Origin of the sequence: Actinocrinis sp., from assembly GCF_035653575.1 — a bacterium.
Classification (GTDB): Bacteria; Actinomycetota; Actinomycetes; order Streptomycetales; family Catenulisporaceae; genus Actinocrinis.
In genome coordinates, this window is record NZ_DASRBQ010000056.1 from 153,571 (window position 1) to 169,131 (window position 15,561).

Here is a 15,561-nt window from a genome sequence, read left to right on the forward strand (position 1 = left end):
GTCCTCCTGTGGACGGTTGCGGTGCCGGATCGCTCAGGCTGAGCGACCGGCGGCTTAACGGTGGTATCGGCTTGGGCTACTCGCCGCGCGCCTTCTTCACGATCTCCTCCGCGATGTTCCTGGGAACCTCGGCGTAGGAGTCGAACTGCATGCTGTAGGAGGCCCGGCCCGAGGTCTTCGACCGCAGGTCGCCGACGTAGCCGAACATCTCCGACAGCGGCACCAGGGCCTTGACGACCCGGGAGCCGAACCGCTCCTCCATGGCCTGGATCTGGCCACGGCGGGAGTTCAGGTCGCCGATCACGTCGCCGAGGTAGTCCTCCGGCGTGGTGACCTCGACCGACATCATCGGCTCGAGGATCGCGGGGCTGGCCTGGCGGGCAGCCTCCTTGAACGCCATCGAACCGGCGATCTTGAACGCGAGCTCGGAGGAGTCGACCTCGTGGTACGCGCCGTCCTGCAGGGTGACCTTGACGCCGACCAGCGGGTAGCCCGCGAGCACGCCGAACTCCATGGCCTCCTGGCAGCCCGCGTCCACGGACGGGATGTACTCCCGCGGGATGCGACCGCCGGTGACCGCGTTGACGAACTCGTAGCCCTCGCCGCTCTCGATCGGCTCGACGCCGATGATCACGCGGGCGTACTGGCCGGAGCCGCCGGTCTGCTTCTTGTGCGTGTACTCGACCTTCGGCACGGCCTTGCGGATGGTCTCCCGGTAGGCGACCTGCGGCTTGCCGACGTTGGCCTCGACCTTGAACTCGCGGCGCATGCGGTCCACCAGGATCTCCAGGTGGAGCTCGCCCATGCCGGCGATGATGGTCTGGCCGGTCTCCTCGTCCGTGCGCACCTGGAAGGAGGGGTCCTCCTCCGCGAGGCGCTGGATCGCGGTGCCCAGCTTCTCCTGGTCGCTCTTGGTCTTCGGCTCGATGGCGACCGAGATGACCGGGGCCGGGAAGTTCATCGACTCGAGCACCACCGGGTGCGCCGGGTCGCTGAGCGTCTCGCCGGTCGTGGTGTCCTTAAGGCCCATGACCGCGACGATGTCGCCCGCGCCGACCGAGGGGATCTCCTCGCGCTTGTTGGCGTGCATCCGGTAGATCTTGCCGATGCGCTCCTTGCGGCCCTTGACCGAGTTGAGCACCGAGGCGCCCGACTCGAGCCGGCCGGAGTACACCCGGACGAAGGTGAGCTTGCCCAGGTGCTGGTCGGTCATGATCTTGAACGCCAGCGCCGAGAGCGGCTCGGCGTCCGAGGGCTTGCGCTGAATGACGGTCTCCTCGTCATTCACCGCGTGGCCCTCGATCGCCTCGACGTCCAGCGGGGACGGCAGGTAGCGCACGATCGCGTCGAGCAGCGGCTGCACGCCCTTGTTCTTGAACGCGGTGCCGCAGAAGACCGGGGTCAGCGACGAGGCCAGGGTGGCCCGCCGGATGCCCGCGTAGAGCTGCTCCACGGTGGGCTCCTTGCCCTCCAGGTACAGCTCCATCAGCTCCTCGTCGGCCTCCGCGGAGGTCTCGACGAGCCGGTCGCGCCACTCGGCGGCCGCCTCGGTGTGCGTGGCCGGGATGTCGACGACGTCGTACATCTCGCCCAGCTTCGCCTCGGCGTTCCAGACCAGGGCCTTCATCGTCACCAGGTCGATGACGCCCTTGAAGTCCGCCTCGGCGCCGATCGGCAGCTGCATGACCAGCGGCACGGCGTTGAGCCGCGAGACGATCATGTCGACGCAGCGGTGGAACTCCGCGCCGGTGCGGTCCAGCTTGTTGACGAAGCAGATGCGGGGCACGCCGTACCGGTTGGCCTGGTTCCAGACCGTCTCGGACTGCGGCTCCACGCCGGCCACGCCGTCGAAGACCGCGACCGCGCCGTCGAGGACGCGCAGCGAGCGCTCGACCTCGATGGTGAAGTCCACGTGGCCGGGGGTGTCGATGATGTTGATGGTGTGGTCGACCTCGTCGGTCTTCCAGTGGCAGGTGACGGCGGCGGAGGTGATGGTGATCCCCCGCTCCTGCTCCTGCTCCATCCAGTCGGTGGTGGCGGCGCCGTCGTGGACCTCACCGATCTTGTAGCTCATCCCGGTGTAGTACAGGATGCGCTCGGTCGTCGTGGTCTTACCGGCGTCGATATGCGCCATGATGCCGATGTTGCGGACCTTGGCGAGGTCGAGCGCGGCGTTCGTGGCCATGGTGGCTCTGCTACTTTCGCGAGTCGGTAAAGGGTTGCTGCCGGTCCCGGACTACCAGCGGTAGTGGGCAAAGGCCTTGTTGGCCTCGGCCATCTTGTGGGTGTCCTCGCGTCGCTTGACGGAGGCGCCCAGACCGTTGGAGGCGTCCAGCAGCTCGTTCATCAGGCGCTCGGTCATCGTCTTCTCGCGCCGGGCGCGGGAGTAGGTGACCAGCCAGCGCAGCGCCAGCGTGTTCGAACGGCCCGCACGCACCTCGACCGGGACCTGGTAGGTCGCGCCGCCGACCCGGCGGGACTTGACCTCGATCGCCGGCTTGACGTTCTCCAGCGCGCGCTTGAGCGTGATGACCGGGTCGGTGCCGGTCTTCTCACGGCACCCCTCCAGGGCGCCGTAGACGATACGCTCGGCGGTGGAGCGCTTGCCGTCCAGCAGGACCTTGTTCACCAGCGAGGTGACCAGCGGGGAGTTGTAGACCGGGTCGACGACGACCGGGTGCTTCGGCGCGGGGCCCTTGCGCGGCATTACTTCTTCTCCTTCTTGGCGCCGTAGCGGCTACGAGCCTGCTTGCGGTTCTTGACACCCTGGGTGTCGAGGGAACCGCGAATGATCTTGTAGCGGACGCCGGGAAGGTCCTTGACTCGGCCGCCACGCACGAGCACGATCGAGTGCTCCTGCAGGTTGTGGCCGACGCCGGGGATGTAAGCGGTGACCTCGATGCCGCTGGACAGGCGCACGCGGGCGACCTTCCGCAGGGCCGAGTTCGGCTTCTTGGGCGTGGTCGTGTAGACGCGGGTGCACACACCGCGCCGCTGCGGGCTGCCCTTGAGCGCAGGAGTCTTGGTCTTGGTGACCTTGTCCTGCCGGCCCTTGCGGACCAGTTGCTGGATCGTGGGCACTGCTACTCCGTATTCCGTTCGTGCCAAGCCTTCGGCCGGGCGTCATGTCCTCTCGGACAGGACGGCGGCCAGGCGGTCCTCTGGCGAAATTGTTGTGTTTGCGCTGCACCCGGTTTTCGGCGCGATGTCCGGATTCTCCGACCCACGCGGTCGGGTGTGTCGTGGCTGCTCTCTCGGAGACCCGACCCGTACGTCGTGGGTCGTTCCTCCCGTGAGAGCTCCGTGCGGTCCATGAGGGACTGGTCGCGAGTCACTAGCGTCATACAGCTAGTTGCGCGCACGGACAGCCGGGGACACCCCAGGCACAAGGTGAGAGCGTACCGACGCGCCGTGCCTCCGGTCAAAACGACCATCTGCCCGGCATCACATCGGGTGCTTCGCCCACACCCGTTCTATTCTCGCATGCCGCAGTGCGTGGACAAATTCGTTTCCCGCTGCCGTCACTGCGCGATGGCGAGGGGTGAGATATGCGCCGTCGGACCTGCACTGGCGCTAGATCCTCCAGGGATGGAAGGAGTGCTGGGCGCACCCGCGCTGTTGCTCGGCGAGGGCTGCGCGCTCGGGCTGGCGGGGGCGCTCGGAGACGCGGGCGCCGACGTAGACGCCTGACCGGTCGGGCTGCTGCTGGCCGACGTACTCGGCGCGGAGCCGCTGGCCTGGCCGCCACCGCTCGACGTGTGGCTCGGCGCCGGGCTCAGCGAGCCGTTCGGCAGCGTCACCATTCCCGGACTGCTCGACGGGATCGCGGTGTTCACGACGCTTGGGTTAGTGGAGTGCGAGCCCAGATTCGCCAGCAGGAAACCCAGCCCGGCGAGCACGAGAGCAACGAGAAGCACTAGACCGAGCATCGCCCCGCGCCTGCGATCCCGTTCTTCCTGCGCCGCTTCAGCTGCGGCCGCAGCGACCGCGGCTCCGGGACCGGCGATGGGTGGGCCGAGCACTTGCGTCGGAGCGGAGACCGCGGCGACACCGGGAAGGGTGTCGCTGACGCGTTCGGTGGCGGCGAACGGGACGAACCGCTGCTCGGCCTCAGCCGCCGTGGGACGCAGCGCGGGGTCGGCGGCGAGCATCTGCGACAACAGGGCGGCGAATTCTGCGGGCGCACCGGTGTCGAGGAGCGGCTGCCGGTCGATACCGGCGGAGGCTGGCTCGGTACCGGTTTCCCGAGGCTCCGTTACCGCCGTGTCTGCCGTGTCTTCTGCCGCAGTGCTTTTCGCTTCAGGGCTCTCCGTCGTACCGTCCTGGGCCGTACCGGCCTGGGCTGCGATGTCCTGCGTCGCGGTGGCGTGTGTCTTCGCCCCGTTGGCCGTTTCGGCATCCGCGCCTGGAATCACGTACTCCGGCGCAGCACCGACCGTCGCTTCCCACAGCAGAAACCCGAGCGCGTACACGTCATCCGGCGCGTGCGGCGGCAGATCCTCCTGCGTGAGCTCCGGCGTCTCCGTCGAATCCAGGCCCGCATCGAGGATCTTGACCTGACGGTCGTCGTGAATCGCCACGCTCTCCGGGCTCAGCGCGCCGTGCGCGATCCCGATCCCGTGCAGCGCCGCCAGCGCGCCGCTGATCTGCCGGCCCCAGTCCGCGGTACGCGGCCACGGCTGCGGGCCGCTCGCCATGATCTGACCGAGCGTGCGGCCTTCGGTCCACTCGGAGATCGCGTAGCTGACCGCGCCGTCACGCAAACCGTCCGCGGTGCCCACGTCGTAGACCGCCGCGACTCCCGGATGGTTGAGCTGCGCCACGCGCGTCAGTGCCGCCTGCGCCGCCGCCGTCGACTCGTCCTGTTCCGCCGCGCCGCCGGGAGCGGGCGCAAGCCGTGCGGTGACCGACCGCGCCAGCCGCTCGTCGTATGCCCGCCAGCGCTCCACGGAGCCCGCGCCGCCTACGAACCGGTCCAGCCGGTACCGGTCTGCCAGGAGATCACCAGGCCGGCCGAGCGTCATCCGCGCGCCTCCAAGGACCAAGTTCGAGCGTGTGTCGCGAGTCATCGTGCCACGTGTGACGCGTGAGTAACGCCCCGGTCTCCCGGATGCGCGTTTCTGCTACTTCACTGTGACCATCACGTTGGTGACGTCGATGTAGATCCGCAGCGCGATATAGGCCAGCGCCACACTCCAGCCGACCACGTATACCCAGCCGAGCCGCCTGGCCCACACCGCCAGCGGCACTCCGTCGAGCTCGCCGCCCGCGGCCTCGATCTGGTGCAGCGCGACCCTGGCCCGCCGGATCGCGAGCACCCCGCCGAAGACCGGCAGCAGCCAGCCCACGGCCGCGAAGGCCATCGCCGCCACCGCCGCCGGCGCGGTCTTGCGCACGACCGTGTCCGAGGCGGATCCGGTGCCCCGCCCGGGCCCGGGAAAACCGGCGCCGCCCGGAAGGACACCCGGAGCCGGGCCCCGGCCGCCGGCCCCCTGCTCCCCCGGCGCTCCAGAACCCTGATAACGCGGGCGGCCCAGCTCGTAATCGCCCTCGGTGCTCATGAGGTGACCATAGCGCCAACCAGCCGCGCTGTACGTCCCGGATCAGCAGTCGCCGGCCCTGGCGCGGCGCCGATCCCGTCGGGGCGTGAACTGCCCCCTGAAACGCCGCGCCCCCGGCCACGGAGCGATCCGTGGCCGGGGGCGCGTGTCAGCGCGCTGCAGGCGTCAGCCGGCGTAGCCGCCGAAGTCGTACTCCTCCAGCGGGACGGCCTGGCCGGAACCCACGCCGAACGGCGCGTAGTCCAGGTCGTCGTAGCCCGCCAGCGAGTACATCTGGGCCTTGGCCTCCTCGGTCGGCTCCACCTTGATGTTGCGGTAGCGGTGCATGCCGGTGCCGGCCGGGATCAGCTTGCCGATGATCACGTTCTCCTTCAGGCCGACCAGCGAGTCCGACTTGCCGTGGATCGCGGCGTCGGTCAGCACCCGGGTGGTCTCCTGGAAGGAGGCCGCGGACAGCCACGAGTCGGTCGCCAGCGACGCCTTCGTGATGCCCATCAGCTGCGGACGGCCCGAGGCCGGCTGGCCGCTCTCGGAGATGACCCTGCGGTTCTCCTCCTCGAACTTGCCGCGCTCGACCAGGTCGCCGGCCAGCAGCTCCGAGTCGCCGGTCTCGATGATCGTCACCCGGCGCAGCATCTGCCGGACGATGATCTCGATGTGCTTGTCGTGGATCGACACACCCTGCGACCGGTAGACGCTCTGGACCTCCTGGACCAGGTGCACCTGCACCGCCCGCTGGCCGAGGACGCGCAGCACGTCGTGCGGGTTCGCCGCGCCCTGGACCAGCTTCTGGCCCACGGTCACGACCTCGCCCTCGCTCACCAGCAGCCGGGACCGCTTGGAGACCGGGTAGGCGACTTCCTCGCTACCGTCGCTCGGCACGATCACGATCTTGCGGGTGCGCTCGGTGTCCTCGATCTTGACCACGCCCGCCGCCTCGGCGATCGGGGCGACACCGCGCGGGGTGCGCGCCTCGAACAGCTCGATGACACGCGGCAGACCCTGGGTGATGTCGTCGCCGGCCACACCACCGGTGTGGAAGGTACGCATCGTCAGCTGGGTGCCGGGCTCGCCGATGGACTGCGCGGCGATGATGCCGACCGCCTCGCCGACGTCCACCAGCTTGCCCGTGGCCAGGCTGCGGCCGTAGCACATCGCGCAGGTGCCGACCTTCGACTCGCAGGTCAGGACGCTGCGGACCTTGACCTCCGAGACGCCGTGCTTGATCAGCTCGCCGATCGCCACGTCGCCGAGGTCGGCGCCCGCCTGGATCAGCGTCTTGCCCTCGAGCACCACGTCCTCGGCGAGGTTGCGCGAGTACACCGAGGACTCGACGTCCTCAGCGCGGCGCAGCGTGCCGTCGGCGCCCACGGTCGCGATCGCCATGGTGATGCCGCGCTCGGTGCCGCAGTCCTCTTCGCGGATGATGACGTCCTGCGAGACGTCCACCAGACGCCGGGTCAGGTAACCCGAGTCCGCGGTACGCAGGGCGGTGTCCGCCAGACCCTTTCGGGCACCGTGCGTGGAGATGAAGTACTCCAGCACGGTCAGGCCCTCACGGAAGGACGCCTTGATCGGACGCGCGATGGTCTCGTTCTTGGCGTTCGACACCAGGCCACGCATACCGGCGATCTGCCGCATCTGCATGAAGTTTCCTCGGGCGCCCGAGTCCACCATCATGAAGATCGGGTTCTCCCGCGGGAAGTTGGCCTCCATCGCCTTGGCCACCTCGTTGGTCGCCTCGGTCCAGATGGAGATCAGCTCCTGCTGGCGCTCGTCCTTGGTGATCAGACCGCGCTCGTACTGCTTCTGGACCTTGTCCGCCTTGGACTCGTAGCCCTCGAGGATCTGGCTCTTGCTCGGCGGCACCACGATGTCCTCGATGGCGATCGTGACGCCCGAGCGGGTCGCCCAGTAGAAGCCCGCCGCCTTCAGGTTGTCCAGGGTCATCGCGACCTGGACCTTCGGGTAGCGCTCCGCCAGGTCGTTGACGATGGCGGACAGCTGCTTCTTGGAGACCGGCTCGTTGACGTACGGGTAGTCCAGCGGCAGGGCCTCGTTGAACAGGGCCCGGCCCAGCGTGGTCTTCAGCCGGAACGGCTGACCCGACTCCCAGTCGTCCGGGGCCACCCAGCCGCGCGGCGGGACGGCCTCGATCAGGCGCAGGTCGATCGGCGCCTGCAGGTCCAGCTCCTTGGCGTCGAAGGCCATGACCGCCTCGCCCACGGAACCGAAGGACCGGCCCTCTCCGGCCACGCCCTCGCGGTCCATGGTGAGGAAGAACAGGCCCAGCACCATGTCCTGGGTCGGCGCGGTGATCGGGCGGCCGTTGGCCGGCGACAGGATGTTGTTCGAGGACAGCATCAGGATGCGGGCCTCGGCCTGCGCCTCCGCGGACAGCGGCAGGTGCACGGCCATCTGGTCGCCGTCGAAGTCCGCGTTGAACGCGGTGCACACCAGCGGGTGGATCTGGATCGCCTTGCCCTCGACCAGCTGCGGCTCGAAGGCCTGGATGCCCAGGCGGTGCAGCGTGGGCGCGCGGTTGAGCAGCACCGGGTGCTCGGTGATGACCTCTTCCAGCACGTCCCACACGACCGAGCGGGCCCGCTCGACCATGCGCTTGGCCGACTTGATGTTCTGCGCGTGGTTCAGGTCCACCAGGCGCTTCATCACGAACGGCTTGAACAGCTCGAGCGCCATCGCCTTGGGCAGGCCGCACTGGTGCAGCTTGAGCTGCGGGCCGACCACGATGACCGAACGGGCCGAGTAGTCGACGCGCTTGCCGAGCAGGTTCTGGCGGAACCGGCCCTGCTTGCCCTTGAGCATGTCGGACAGCGACTTGAGCGGCCGGTTACCGGGGCCGGTGACCGGACGTCCGCGGCGGCCGTTGTCGAACAGCGCGTCCACGGCCTCCTGCAGCATCCGCTTCTCGTTGTTCACGATGATCTCGGGCGCGCCGAGGTCGAGCAGACGCTTGAGCCGGTTGTTCCGGTTGATCACGCGGCGGTACAGGTCGTTCAGGTCCGAGGTGGCGAACCGGCCACCGTCGAGCTGCACCATCGGGCGCAGGTCCGGCGGGATGACCGGGACGCAGTCCAGCACCATGCCGTTGGGCGAGTTGTTGGTCTGCAGGAACGCCGAGACGACCTTGAGGCGCTTCAGCGCACGGGTCTTCTTCTGGCCCTTGCCGGTGCGGATGACCTCCCGCAGCGACTCGGCCTCGGCCTCCAGGTCGAAGGTCTCAAGCCGCTTCTGCAGCGCCGCGGCGCCCATGCCTCCGGAGAAGTACAGGCCGAAGCGGTCGCGCATCTCGCGGTACAGGATCTCGTCGCCCTCAAGGTCCTGGACCTTGAGGTTCTTGAACCGGGTCCAGACCTCCTCGAGCCGGTCGAGCTCGCGCTGCGCCCGGTCGCGGATCTGCTTCATCTCCCGCTCGCCCGACTCGCGCACCTTGCGCCGCTGGTCGGCCTTGGCGCCCTCGGCCTCGAGGGCGGCCAGGTCCTCTTCCAGCTTCTTCTGCCGGGACTCGAGCTCGGCGTCGCGCCGCTGCTCGAGCTGCTGGCGCTCCACCGAGACCTTGGCCTCCAGGGACGGCAGGTCGCGGGTGCGCCGCTCGTCGTCGACCCAGGTGATCATGTAGGCGGCGAAGTAGATGACCTTCTCCAGGTCCTTCGGCGCCAGGTCGAGCAGGTAGCCGAGGCGGGAGGGGACGCCCTTGAAGTACCAGATGTGCGTGACCGGGGCGGCCAGCTCGATGTGGCCCATCCGCTCGCGGCGCACCTTGGCGCGAGTGACCTCGACGCCGCAGCGCTCGCAGATGATGCCCTTGAACCGGACCCGCTTGTACTTACCGCAGTAGCACTCCCAGTCCCGGGTGGGACCGAAGATCTTCTCGCAGAAGAGGCCGTCCTTCTCGGGCTTCAGGGTGCGGTAGTTGATGGTCTCCGGCTTCTTCACCTCGCCGAAGGACCACTGGCGGATGTCCTCCGCAGTGGCAAGTCCAATGCGGAGCTCGTCGAAGAAGTTGACGTCAAGCACGTATGTCAATCCTTATGGTTCGTCCCGCTTCGAGGAGGAAGTCCCGCGGCGGGAACAAGTGAATCCATGATTCGGGAGCCTCGGGCCGGCGGGCCGCCCGTCCTCGCGGGCAGGCGGCCGGGCCGGCCGAAACTCAGACTTCTTCGACGCTGCTCGGCTCCCGCCGGGACAGGTCGATACCCAGCTCTTCCGCGGCACGGAAGACGTCCTCGTCCGTGTCGCGCATCTCGATCGAGTTGCCGTCCGAGGACAGCACCTCGACGTTGAGGCACAGCGACTGCATTTCCTTGATCAGAACCTTGAAGGACTCGGGGATGCCCGGCTCGGGGATGTTCTCGCCCTTGACGATGGCCTCGTAGACCTTCACGCGGCCGAGCACGTCGTCCGACTTGATGGTCAGCAGTTCCTGCAGCGCGTAGGCGGCTCCGTAGGCCTCAAGCGCCCACACCTCCATCTCGCCGAACCGCTGACCGCCGAACTGGGCCTTACCGCCCAGGGGCTGCTGCGTGATCATCGAGTAGGGGCCGGTGGAGCGGGCGTGCAGCTTGTCGTCCACCAGGTGGTGCAGCTTGAGGATGTACATGTAGCCGACCGAGATCGGGTACGGGAACGGCTCGCCGGAGCGGCCGTCGAACAGCCGCGCCTTGCCCGAGCTGCCGACCATCTGGACGCCGTCCCGGTTCGGCAGGGTGCTGCCGAGCAGGCCGGTGATCTCGTCCTCGCGGGCGCCGTCGAAGACCGGGGTGGCCACGTTGGTGCCCGGCTCGGCCTCGTCCGCGCCGATCGCGCGCAGCTGCGCCTTCCACGGCTCGTCGTCGCCCTCGACCTTCCAGCCGGTCTTGGCCACCCACCCGAGGTGGGTCTCCATGACCTGGCCGGGGTTCATTCGGGACGGGACACCCAGCGGGTTGAGGATGATGTCCACCGGGGTGCCGTCCTCGAGGAACGGCATGTCCTCCTGCGGCAGGATCTTGGCGATGACACCCTTGTTGCCGTGCCGGCCGGCCAGCTTGTCACCGTGGGTGATCTTGCGCTTCTGCGCCACGTACACCCGGACCAGCTGGTTGACGCCCGGGGGCAGTTCGTCGCCCTCGTCGCGGTCGAAGATGCGAACGCCGATGACCTTGCCCTCTTCGCCGTGCGGCACCTTGAGGGAGGTGTCACGCACCTCGCGGGCCTTCTCGCCGAAGATCGCGCGCAGCAGCCGCTCCTCCGGGGTCAGCTCGGTCTCGCCCTTGGGCGTGACCTTGCCGACCAGGATGTCGCCGGGCACCACGTCCGCGCCGATCCGGATGATGCCGCGGTCGTCGAGGTCTGCGAGCACCTCCTCGGAGACGTTCGGGATGTCCCGGGTGATCTCCTCCGGGCCCAGCTTGGTGTCACGGGCGTCGACCTCGTGCTCCTCGATGTGGATCGAGGACAGGACGTCGTCCTGCACCAGGCGCTGGGAGAGGATGATCGCGTCCTCGTAGTTGTGGCCCTCCCACGGCATGAAAGCCACCAGGAGGTTCTTGCCCAGCGCCATCTCGCCCTGCTGGGTGCACGGGCCGTCGGCCAGCACCTGGCCGGCCTCGACCCGGGCGCCCTCGTCCACGATCACCTTCTGGTTGAAGGAGGTGCCCTGGTTCGAGCGCTGGAACTTGGCCACCCGGTAGGTGGTCTGGGTGCCGTCGTCGTTGGCGGTGGTCACGTAGTCGGCGGTCACCTCGGTGACGACGCCCGGCTTCTGCGCGGCGACCACGTCGGCGGCGTCCACCGCGGCGCGGTACTCCATGCCGGTGCCGACCAGCGGGGCCTCGCTGCGCAGCAGCGGGACCGCCTGGCGCATCATGTTCGCGCCCATCAGGGCCCGGTTGGCGTCGTCGTGCTCGAGGAACGGGATCATCGCGGTGGCCACGGAGACCATCTGCCGCGGCGAGACGTCCATGTAGTCGATCTCGCTACCGGCCAGGTAGTCCACCTCGCCGCCGCGGCGGCGCACCAGGACGCGGTCGTCCGCGAAGGTGTTGTCCGCGGTCAGCGTCGAGTTCGCCTGGGCGATGATGAACCGGTCCTCCTCGTCCGCGGTCAGGTAGTCGACCTGGTCGGTGACCCGGCCGTCGACGACCTTGCGGTACGGGGTCTCCACGAAGCCGAAGGCGTTGATCCGGCCGTAGGAGGCGAGCGAGCCGATCAGGCCGATGTTCGGGCCTTCCGGGGTCTCGATGGGGCACATGCGGCCGTAGTGCGAGGGGTGCACGTCACGCACTTCGAAGCCGGCCCGCTCGCGGGACAGACCACCGGGGCCCAGCGCGGACAGACGCCGCTTGTGCGTCAGGCCGGAGAGCGGGTTGGTCTGGTCCATGAACTGGGACAGCTGGCTGGTGCCGAAGAACTCCTTGATGGAGGCGACGACCGGCCGGATGTTGATCAGGGTCTGCGGCGTGATCGCCTCGACGTCCTGGGTGGTCATCCGCTCGCGCACCACGCGCTCCATGCGCGCGAGGCCGGTGCGGACCTGGTTCTGGATCAGCTCGCCGACGGTGCGCAGGCGGCGGTTGCCGAAGTGGTCGATGTCGTCCACCTCGACCACGATGGTCGGCGCGCCCTCGCGGGCCGGGGCCATCTCGGTCTCGCCCGCGTGCAGCTTCACCATGTAGCGGATCGTGGCGACGATGTCGTCCACGGTCAGCACGCCCTGGTCGAGGCCCTGGTCCACGCCGAGCTTCTTGTTGATCTTGTAGCGGCCGACCTTGGCCAGGTCGTAGCGCTTGGAGTTGAAGTACAGGTTCTCCAGCAGGTTCTGCGCGGCCTCACGCGTCGGCGGCTCGCCCGGGCGCAGCTTGCGGTAGATGTCGAGCAGCGCGTCGTCCTGGGTGGCGGTGTGGTCCTTCTCCAGGGTCAGCCGCATCGACTCGTACTCGCCGAACTCCTCCAGGATCTTCGCGTCGTCCCAGCCGAGCGCCTTGAGCAGGACGGTGACGTTCTGCTTGCGCTTGCGGTCGATGCGCACGCCCACGGTGTCGCGCTTGTCGATCTCCAGCTCGAGCCAGGCGCCCCGGGACGGGATCACCTTCGCGTTGAAGACGTCCTTGTCGCTGGTCTTGTCGACGGCGCGCTCGAAGTACACGCCGGGCGAGCGGACCAGCTGCGAGACGACGACGCGCTCGGTGCCGTTGATGATGAAGGTGCCCTTGTTGGTCATGAGCGGGAAGTCGCCCATGAAGACCGTCTGGGACTTGATCTCGCCGGTCTCGTTGTTGGTGAATTCCGCGGTGACGAACAGCGGAGCGGCGTACGTGAAGTCGCGCTCCTTGCACTCGTCGATGGAGTACTTGGCCGGCTCGAAGCGGTGGTCGCGGAAGGTCAGCGACATCGAACCGGAGAAGTCCTCGATGGGCGAGATCTCCTCGAAGATCTCCTCAAGGCCCGAGGCGGTGGGCACGTCGAGACCCTGGGACTGGGCCGAGGCGACCCGGTCCTTCCAGGCCTGGTTACCGACCAGCCAGTCGAAACTCTCCGTCTGCAGTGCGAGGAGGTTTGGAACCTCTAGAGGCTCGCGGATCTTGGCGAAGGAGACCCTGCGGGGGGCGGTGCTTGAAGCGTTCTGGTTATTACCGTTCACGGCGTGCGAGGCGACGGTGGCCAAGGTGACGGGGTCCTTCCGAGGGCTCGGACTCACTGCGCGCCGCCGGGGGGTCGTTCACTGCCCCGCAGGAATGACGCTTCGAAGGTCGGTCGGCTTGGTCGGTGGAGGAGTAACCGGCCGATTCCGGAGCGTGCGGGGAGGACAGAAGGCAGCGCAAACGAGCAGTGTAGCCGAAAGGCCAACTGCTGTCGAGCCCGGCTCGGGGACTTCTCAAAGTCCCAGGTCAGCGGCTACCGGGCCGCAGTGGGGCGGTCCTCAACGCCCCTGTGCCCGTTCCCGCGCGACTTAAGCCGCCTCGGGCGCTCCACTTGCGTGCGTCGAACGGGGCCCTCGGAAGGCCGCCGCGCACAGGGAGCAAGTTACTCCTCGCCGCCGACAAGAACTCGAACGCAAGTCCTCGCCCGGTCCGACTCGACCCGCGGCCGACCCCGGCTTTGCGCTGCCTTGGGGGGCCGGTCGCGGTGCAACCAGACGTCCGAAGAATCGCGCGCCCAGGGCTTTTCGTCAAGAGTTACCGGACGCCAGGAGTGTCTACCGGCCGGTCAGGGGCCGACCTGCATGATCGACCGAACGACGGACCCGGCGCACACTCACTCGCGTGAGTGAACATTTTGGCTCTTTCGGGTGCACAGAGCCATCAGTGTATGGAAATGAAGTGCGGCACGCGAGAGGGGGCGCACAAAAAGAACCGTGGGGGCGCGATCCGAAATGGATCGCGCCCCCACAGGGGTGTTTAACGATCGGCGAAACGTGCTCGCCGGACCAGCCAAACCGTTGACAGCGTTACTTGACCGTGACGCCGGCGCCGACTTCCTTGAGGGCGGCGGCAGCCTTGTCCGCGGCCTCCTTGTTGACCTTCTCGAGCAGCGGCTTGGGCGCGCCGTCGACCAGGTCCTTGGCCTCCTTGAGGCCCAGCGAGGTCAGCTCGCGCACGACCTTGATGACCTGGATCTTCTTGTCGCCCGCGGACTCGAGGATGACGTCGAACTCGTCCTTCTCCTCCTCGGCGGGGGCCGAGTCGGCGACGCCGGCGCCACCGGTGGCGGCGACCGCGACCGGAGCGGCGGCCTTGACGTCGAAGGTGTCCTCGAACAGCTTCACGAACTCGGACAGCTCGATCAGCGTCATCTCCTTGAAGGACTCAAGGAGCTCTTCGTTGCTCAGCTTCGCCATGACGGCGTTCCTTTCGGTGATACGGCTTCGGGGGGTGGGGCGGGACTACTCGGCGGGCGCGTCGGACGGCGCCGCGTCGGACGGCTCAGCGGGCGCGTCGGACACAGCGGAGCCACCCTGCTCGACCTTGGCGCGCAGCGCGTCCGCGGTGCGGGCGAACTGCGAGAGCGGCGCCTGGAACAGCGCCGCGGCGTTAGCCAGCGTCGCCTTCATCGCGCCGGCCGCCTTGGCCAGCAGAACCTCGCGCGACTCGAGATCGGCGAGCTTGGTGACCTCGGCGGCGGACAGCGGCTTGCCGTCCATCACCCCGCCCTTGATCACCAGCAGCGGGTTCGCCTTCGCGAAGTCACGCAGCCCCTTGGCCGCCTCCACCGGGTCGCCCTTGATGAAGGCGATCGCGGAGGGGCCGGCGAGCAGCTCGTCAAGACCGGCGATGCCCGCCGCGTCGGCGGCCCGCTTGGTCAGGGTGTTCTTCACGACGGCGTACTGGGTGTCCGCGCCCAGGGAGCGACGCAGCTCCTTGAGCTGCTTCACGGTGAGCCCGCGGTACTCGGTCAGCAGCGCCGCGTTGGAGCCACGGAACTGCTCCGTGATCTCCTCGACGGCGGCCTGACGCTCAGCCTTCGCCATGGCCCTCCTTCCGGGACGGTCGGTTTACTCGACCGCCGGCCCCGCGAAGGCCCGTCGCGCCGGTCGGGCGAATCGCCGCGTAGCAGCGAAAGGCTTGCCGGGAAACGGAAAAGCCCCGGCGCAAGCGCACGGGGCGAACCGCGTCACAGCCTGCCCAGCGGGCACGGTCGGACGCGAGGAACCACTCCACACACCTGCGCGGGCCGCCTGCTCGATGACGCCGCAGAGCGGGTCATCGGCAGGACCTTCGGCGGTCAGTCCGTCCGGCGTGAACCGGGCAGGCTGGCGCGACCAGCGGTCATCGGATTGCTCCCAATGTACGCGACCGCCGGTCCGGGACCAAATCGGCTTCGTACGAAGCGGATGGTTCGGTCCCGGCCCGGCGGCCGGCGCGCACCGTGCGAGTCCCCGCTGTCAGCCCTCTCAGCTCGTGCTGCCGCTGCCCATCATGGAGCTGATATCGGTGACCTGGTCGGCGGGCGGCGCGGTGATCGACACCGGCTTGCCCCAGTCCGACATGTGCATGTCCAC

General features: G+C 68.4%; 9 protein-coding genes. All 9 read right to left on the reverse strand.

The features are described from left to right. Positions 1-76: 76 nt before the first annotated feature. The 9 genes from fusA to rplJ all read right to left on the reverse strand — a co-directional run bounded on the left by fusA (position 77) and on the right by rplJ (position 15,030). Positions 77-2,185, reverse strand: coding sequence for an elongation factor G (gene fusA / locus VFA06_RS08455; protein WP_324839879.1), 2,109 nt, complete (start codon positions 2,183-2,185; stop codon positions 77-79). Between the two features lie 51 nt (positions 2,186-2,236). Next, positions 2,237-2,707: a 30S ribosomal protein S7 gene (rpsG, locus tag VFA06_RS08460; protein WP_324839880.1), complete on the reverse strand. Its 471-nt coding sequence runs from the start codon at positions 2,705-2,707 to the stop codon at positions 2,237-2,239. Continuing rightward, positions 2,707-3,081 carry a 30S ribosomal protein S12 gene (gene rpsL / locus VFA06_RS08465; protein WP_211469825.1) on the reverse strand — a complete coding sequence of 125 codons (375 nt, stop codon included), beginning with the start codon at positions 3,079-3,081 and terminating at the stop codon, positions 2,707-2,709. The genes rpsG and rpsL overlap by 1 nt, the downstream gene beginning before the upstream one ends. Positions 3,082-3,521: 440 nt before the next feature. After that, positions 3,522-5,024 (reverse strand): protein kinase domain-containing protein, encoded by a 1,503-nt coding sequence (locus VFA06_RS08470; RefSeq protein WP_324839881.1) that lies wholly within the window; start codon positions 5,022-5,024, stop codon positions 3,522-3,524. A 99-nt stretch (positions 5,025-5,123) separates the two neighbouring features. Beyond that, positions 5,124-5,561 (reverse strand): hypothetical protein, encoded by a 438-nt coding sequence (locus tag VFA06_RS08475; RefSeq protein WP_324839882.1) that lies wholly within the window; start codon positions 5,559-5,561, stop codon positions 5,124-5,126. 165 nt (positions 5,562-5,726) lie between these two features. Then, the gene (locus VFA06_RS08480) at positions 5,727-9,599 is read right to left on the reverse strand and encodes a DNA-directed RNA polymerase subunit beta' (RefSeq protein ID WP_324839883.1); all 3,873 of its coding nucleotides are present in this window, start codon (positions 9,597-9,599) and stop codon (positions 5,727-5,729) included. Between the two features lie 133 nt (positions 9,600-9,732). Further along, the gene (rpoB, locus tag VFA06_RS08485) at positions 9,733-13,203 is read right to left on the reverse strand and encodes a DNA-directed RNA polymerase subunit beta (RefSeq protein WP_349260116.1); all 3,471 of its coding nucleotides are present in this window, start codon (positions 13,201-13,203) and stop codon (positions 9,733-9,735) included. Positions 13,204-14,010: 807 nt separating this feature from the next. Next, positions 14,011-14,400 (reverse strand): 50S ribosomal protein L7/L12, encoded by a 390-nt coding sequence (rplL, locus tag VFA06_RS08490; RefSeq protein ID WP_349260110.1) that lies wholly within the window; start codon positions 14,398-14,400, stop codon positions 14,011-14,013. Positions 14,401-14,445: 45 nt separating this feature from the next. Beyond that, positions 14,446-15,030: a 50S ribosomal protein L10 gene (gene rplJ / locus VFA06_RS08495; RefSeq protein WP_324839885.1), complete on the reverse strand. Its 585-nt coding sequence runs from the start codon at positions 15,028-15,030 to the stop codon at positions 14,446-14,448. Between the last annotated feature and the right edge of the window lie 531 nt (positions 15,031-15,561).

Excerpts from the sequence above, each read along its gene's own strand:
- fusA (WP_324839879.1), bottom strand. The coding sequence starts at position 2,185 with ATGGCCACGAACGCCGCGCTCGACCTCGCCAAGGTCCGCAACATCGGC.
- rpsG (WP_324839880.1), bottom strand. The coding sequence starts at position 2,707 with ATGCCGCGCAAGGGCCCCGCGCCGAAGCACCCGGTCGTCGTCGACCCG.
- VFA06_RS08470 (WP_324839881.1), bottom strand. The coding sequence starts at position 5,024 with ATGACGCTCGGCCGGCCTGGTGATCTCCTGGCAGACCGGTACCGGCTG.
- VFA06_RS08475 (WP_324839882.1), bottom strand. The coding sequence starts at position 5,561 with ATGAGCACCGAGGGCGATTACGAGCTGGGCCGCCCGCGTTATCAGGGT.
- rplL (WP_349260110.1), bottom strand. The coding sequence starts at position 14,400 with ATGGCGAAGCTGAGCAACGAAGAGCTCCTTGAGTCCTTCAAGGAGATG.
- rplJ (WP_324839885.1), bottom strand. The coding sequence starts at position 15,030 with ATGGCGAAGGCTGAGCGTCAGGCCGCCGTCGAGGAGATCACGGAGCAG.